Genomic DNA, 5,646 nt, shown 5'->3' with positions numbered 1-5,646 from the left:
CCTCCCCGAGCCGTACCGCCCGGCTCTATCCCTGGCTGCGCGCCTGCCGTGCCGCCCTGCTGCGCCTGCTCCGGCGCGGGCCCATCGACAACCTCAGGCGCTGATCACCCTGACCGCCGGGGTCGCCGAGACACCTTAAGGCTCTGGTAAGAAACTCATGAAACGCTGACATCAGAACGGGCCGCAAACGACGGCACCTCCTGACAACCACGATAAGGAGTTCCCCCATGACCACCCTCACCACCCCACCGGTAAAGCCTGTCGCGCTGAATTCACGCCCGACCATTGCCACGCCCGAGACACTGATCCTGGACGCGGTGAGCCCGGCTCTGATGGTGCTCACCGACTTCGCACGCACCTCCCCGCAGACCGTCAACGCCGACCAGCCTGTCGACGAGGCCCACCAGACGATGATCAGTGGCGGCGTCCGCCTTCTGCTGGTGGTGGACGACCACGGACGCTGCAGCGGCGTGCTTCCCGCCCGCGAGGTGATCGGGGGCCGCCGGATCACGCTTGCCATGCAGCAGCACGGCGTGGCCCGTGCCGAAGTCACCGCCGACATGATCCAGACGCCGCTGGACAAGACCCCGACCCTGACCATGGAAACGCTGGCCTCGCTGACCCTCGGTGACCTGGTGAAGTCGCTGAAGAGCTTCGGTGAGCAGCACCTGCTGGTGACCGAGCCGACCTCACACCAGGGAGTCCGCATCCGCGGGATGATCTCGGCGGCCGACATCGGCCGTGTCCTCGGCTATGGCCCGCACGGAATGCCCGAGGCGAAAAGCTTCGCCGACATCTGCAAGGTGGTGCTCGGCCGCGAGCTGTGACGCCGAACGTGCCTCAGACCCTGAACGAATAGGAGTCGGGGATGGCCTAGCGGTGCCGAGGACGCCTGGGGCACCATGACCGTCAGTTGCCCTCTGGCGCGGGCTCCTCGTCCTGCCGGTTGCGCCCGAATCGCTCGCGAAGCCGCTCGAGGTAGCTCAAAAGCACCGGGACCACGGCGAGCACCAGCAGGGTCGAGAAGGCCAGGCCGAAGGCGATGGAGACGGCCATGGGGATCAGGAACTGCGCCTGCAGCGAGGTCTCGAAGAGCAGGGGCAGAAGCCCGCCGATGGTGGTCAGCGAGGTGAGCAGCACGGCGCGCACCCGCTGCACCACCGCCTCGTTCAACGCCGCCTCGATGGCGAGACCCTTCTGGCGCTGGTGGCGATAGAAGGCCACCAGGATGATGGCGTTGTTGACCACGATGCCCGAGAGACCGAAGAGCCCGAACAGCGACAGCATCGTCAGGTTGAGGCCCAGCAGCCAGTGCCCCAGCAGGGCCCCGACCAGCGCCAGCGGGATGATCGCCATGACAATCAGCGGCAGGCTCCAGGAGGCGAAGACCCAGGCCAGCACCATGTACATCAGCCCCAGGCCGATCATCAGCCCGGTGCGCATGTCGGCAAAGGTCTCGCGCTGGTCGGCGGCGCGCCCCTCGAAGCTGTAGCGCAGCCTGTGCGTGCTGGCGAGTGTCGGCAGCACCTCCTCGGAGACGGCGTCGAGCACGCGCTCGGCGTTGGTGATCTCGTTGTCCAGCTCGGCGGTGACCTCCACCGCCAGGCGGCCATCGGCATGGCGCAGTGCCTCGAAACCCTGGCGGTGATCCAGGGCCATGACCTGGTCCAGCGGCACGAAGCGCCCATCTGGCAAACGCACCGTCAGCCGCGACAGGGTCGAGAGCCGTTCGCGCTGCTCACGGGGCAGCAGCACCCGCACTTCGATCTCGTCGGCACCGTCCTGGTAGATCTGCACCAGGCGGCCGTCGAAGGCCGCCCTGAGCTGCCGGCCCAGGTCCAGGGTGGTCAGTCCCAGGGCCTCGCCATGGGCGTTGACCCGATAGATGAGCTGCTCGCGCCCCCAGGGCATGTCGTCCTCGGTGTCGAGCACGCCGGGCAACTCGCGCAGCGAGCGGGAGAGCGACACGGCGGCGGCCTTGAGGTCGTCGGCCGACTCGCCGGTCAGCCGGATGTTGACGTCCTTGCCGGGCGGCCCAGCGGCGCGCTCGGTGATGGTCAGGTTCTCCAGGCCCGCTGGCTCCGCCATCCGTGAGCGCCAGGCGCGAATAAACTCGGCATTGCGCACGTCACGGTCGTCCGAGGCGGTGAGCTCCACCATCATCGAGCCGACGTTGTCGCCGCTGCGCCCCTGCTGGCCGCTGGAAATGGTGGCCCCGTGGCGGGTCACGGCATTCTGGACGAGGTCGCCGCCGAGCGCCTCCTCGGTCTCATCCAGGGCGGCCTGCATCCGCGTGAGCAGCGCATCGACGCGGCCGCGATCGGAGCCGGCCACGAAGCTGGCATTGGCATAGAGGATGTTGGGTTCAGGCGTGGGGAAGAAGTTGAACTCCAGGCGCCCCCCGACAAGCAGGCCCAGGGTGAAGAGCACCACCGCCAGCGCCGAGGCCAGGGTGGCGCCGCGGTGACGCAGGGTCAGTGCCGAGAAGCGCCGAAAGGGCCCTTCGCGGAAGCGATCGAACGCCGCCTCGAAGCGATCGCGGGGCCGCGACAGCAGGTGTCGTCGCGTAGTCCGTCCCGGCACGAAGGCGTTGCGCAAGTGGGCAGGCAGCACCACGAAGCACTCCAGCAGCGAGGCGACGAGCACGCAGATCATGATCACCGGAATGTCGCCGAGGATGTTGCCGATCACCCCGCCCACCAGCAGCAGCGGCATGAAGGCGGCCACCGTGGTCAGCGACGAGGCGACCACGGGCCAGAGCATCCGTCGGGCGGCCCCCTCGGAGGCGTGGCGGGCAGGCTCGCCCATGCGGAAGTGAGCATCTGCATCCTCGCCCACCACGATGGCATCGTCGACGATCACCCCCAGGGCCATGATCAGCGCGAACAGCGAGATCATGTTGATCGAGCCGCCGATCACCCAGAACACCGCCATGGCCGCCAGGAAGGCGGTCGGGATCCCGATGGCGACCCACAGGGCCACCCGGGCGGGCAGGAAGAGGTAGAGCAGCAGCAGCACCAGCAGCAGACCGCCCAGGCCGTTGCTGATCAGCAGCCAGATGCGCTCGGCGATCAGCTGCCAGGTCTCGTCGTGCACCTCGAGTTCCACCGACGGCGGCAGCTGCGGCCGGGTCTCCTCGAGCCAGCCGTTAAGCACGTCGGCGGCGGCCAGGGAGTTGCCATCCTCGCTTCGCTGCAGCATCAGCTCCACCGCCGGATGGCCATCGCGGCTCAGGGTCACCGAAGACTCGCGCGCTTCCTGGCGGATGGTGGCGATATCGCCCAGGCGCAGTTTCACCCGCTCGCCACTGAGCACCGGCAGGTTGGCGAAGGCCAGGGGGTCGCGGCGCTGCTCCACGGCGCGCAGCTCGCGGGTGCTGTCCTGCTGGCCAAGCAGGCCCGCCGGCAGGTCCCGGGACATCGCCTCGATCCGCTCGGCGATCTCCCCGAGGCTCAGCTGCAGCCCCTGCAGGCGCTCCGCAGGGACCTCGATGCTGATCTGCTGCTCCGGCAGGCCGCTGATCTCCACCCGGTCGATGCCCCGCTGCAGCAGCTGGTCCTCGTAGCGGTTGGCCAGGTGGCGCAGCTCCTCCGGGCTGACCTCGCCATGCACCAGCAGTCGGGCGACGGGTTCATAGCGGGCGGCCCGGGCGACCCGTGGCGCCTCGGCATCCGACGGCAGGTTGGTGAATTGGTCGACCTGCTGGCGGACATCGTCCAGGGCCAGGATCGGTTCGCTGCCCTCGGTGAATTCCAGGGTGATGCTGGAGACGCCCTGGGCCGAGGTGGAGGTCATCCGCTTGAGGCCGTCGATGCTGCGCAGGCGCTGCTCGAGGGGGATGGTGATGCCCTGCTCGATGTCCTCGGCCGAGGCGCCGCTCCATACCGTTCGCACGCTGACCACGTCCAGGGCGAAAGAGGGGAAGAACTGGATGTTCATGCGCGACAGGCCAAGTGCCCCGCCGAGCAGCATCATCAGCATGATCAGATTGGCGGCAACCCGGTGGCGGACGAAGAAGCCGATCAGGCCACGACGGCGGCTCATGGGCGAGCCTCGTCGCCGCCATCGCTCCCGTCGTCGCCATCGGTCCCATCGTCGCTATCGGCACTCTCGTCGCTATCGCTTTGGACCCGCAGGCCCCGCATGGCATTGGGCAGGTGGGTGATGATCACCCGGTCGCCGTCGTCGAGCGACTCGCCGGTGACCAGCGCCCAGCGCTGCCCGTCGTCGCGCACCACCTCACCGTGGCGGGTCACCGTCAGGCGCTGCATGCGGCCATCGTCATCCATCAGGTACAGGACATCGTTGCCGTAGAGGGCGTTGTAGGGCACCGCCAGGCTGTCGGGCACGGTCGGTCGCGCGAGTGACACGGCCAGCAGGCTGCCGGGCCGCAGCCCCTCGCCGCCCTCCTCGAGGCGGAAGATCGCCTCGGTGCCGGCCGGATCGCCCTCGCCGGCCAGCCCCTCCAGCAGGAGACGGGCCCCGCCGTCACCGCTGGCCACGAGCCGTTCCCCTCGGGACAGGGCGTCGAGCAGCTCGGACTGGTGACGCTGGGGGATGCGCGCACGCAGCTCCAGGCCCTGCTCGGGATAGACACTGAGCAGCTCGCTGTGGGCGGCGACCTGGTCCCCCGGGGCCACCTGGATCCGTGTGACGATGCCATCGAAGGGGGCGTCGACTCGGCTGCGCTGGGCATCGCGGCGGGCCTCGGCCAGGGAGGCCCGGGCACGGGCCAGTCCTGCCTGAAGGGACTGCAGGCGAGCGGGATGCTCGGCGATGGCGCGCTCCCGCGCCGCCACCGTCACGCGGGCGCGAGACAGCTCGTTACGCGCCGTATCCAGGTCGGACTGGGAGGCCAGGTTGCGACCCTCCAGGGAGCGGGTGCGCTCCAGCTGGCGACTGGCGTTGTCGACCAGCTCCTGTTCGCGCAGCAGGATCTCGCGGTCACTCTCATGACGCACCCGCTCGTTCTCAACCTGGGCCTGGCGATCCGCCACCTCGGCCTCGGCCTGATCCAGGGGCGGGCGCACGTCGGCCTCGTCCAGGGCCACAAGCCGCGCGCCTCGGGCCACTCGCTGCCCTTCACGAACCGGCCGCTCGGCGATCCGCCCGGCCAGGGGTGCGGAAATGGTAAGCATGTCCGGGGCGACGACCTGGCCAAAAAGCGGCAGCACGGGGGCATGGGCATCGAGCGCCACCGCCAGAGTCTCGACTCGCCAGCTACGCTCTTCCGGAGTGACGCTGGCGGTCTCGGGACGGGTGGCCCGCAGCCACAGGAAGGCCACCACGCCGAGGGCCAGGATCAACATAGGTAGCAGGCGTCTGAGCATCGGGCTTTGTTCCGCCGGGAATATCAATGGCAACCAATATACAGCCATCAACAGGCCGTTGTCGGTTCCCCATGGAGAGAGGCGACACTGAACCACACCCGGATCAAAAGCCACGCCACCACCATCAAAGCCGATGGCTCGAGTATCATCGAGCCACACCTTGCCGTGGAGTCACCATGCCAGCCGCCCTGCCCCTGCCGCTATCCACCCCCAACCGCAACCTGGTAAGGCTGACCTTCGTCCGGGGCATCACCTGGACCAGCTTCCTGGTCGCCATCATCATCGGCATCGAGCTGCTGGGCTTCGAGCTGGAAGT

At 68.6% G+C, this 5,646-nt stretch carries 3 protein-coding genes and 1 pseudogene; 2 read left to right on the top strand and 2 right to left on the bottom strand.

Translation table 11 applies throughout. The features are described 5' to 3' along the window. Positions 1-227: 227 nt before the first annotated feature. Positions 228-827 carry a CBS domain-containing protein gene (locus ACESMD_RS10320; RefSeq protein ID WP_372612854.1) on the top strand — a complete coding sequence of 200 codons (600 nt, stop codon included), beginning with the start codon at positions 228-230 and terminating at the stop codon, positions 825-827. 82 nt (positions 828-909) lie between these two features. Here the strand turns inward: ACESMD_RS10320 and ACESMD_RS10315 are convergent, their stop codons facing one another. Together ACESMD_RS10315 and ACESMD_RS10310 are read right to left on the bottom strand one after the other, a co-directional pair. Further along, positions 910-4,044 carry an efflux RND transporter permease subunit gene (locus tag ACESMD_RS10315; RefSeq protein WP_372612852.1) on the bottom strand — a complete coding sequence of 1,045 codons (3,135 nt, stop codon included), beginning with the start codon at positions 4,042-4,044 and terminating at the stop codon, positions 910-912. After that, positions 4,041-5,330 (bottom strand): efflux RND transporter periplasmic adaptor subunit, encoded by a 1,290-nt coding sequence (locus tag ACESMD_RS10310; protein WP_372612850.1) that lies wholly within the window; start codon positions 5,328-5,330, stop codon positions 4,041-4,043. Before ACESMD_RS10310 ends, ACESMD_RS10315 begins: the two co-directional genes overlap by 4 nt. Positions 5,331-5,506: 176 nt before the next feature. On the opposite strand from ACESMD_RS10310, the pseudogene ACESMD_RS10305 reads away from it, so the two are divergent. Further along, positions 5,507-5,646 (top strand): annotated as a pseudogene (locus ACESMD_RS10305) (sensor histidine kinase); the annotation flags it as partial.

The organism is Halomonas sp. (assembly GCF_041689495.1).
GTDB lineage: Bacteria > Pseudomonadota > Gammaproteobacteria > Pseudomonadales > Halomonadaceae > Halomonas.
This window is presented reverse-complemented; position numbering and strand designations above follow the sequence as displayed.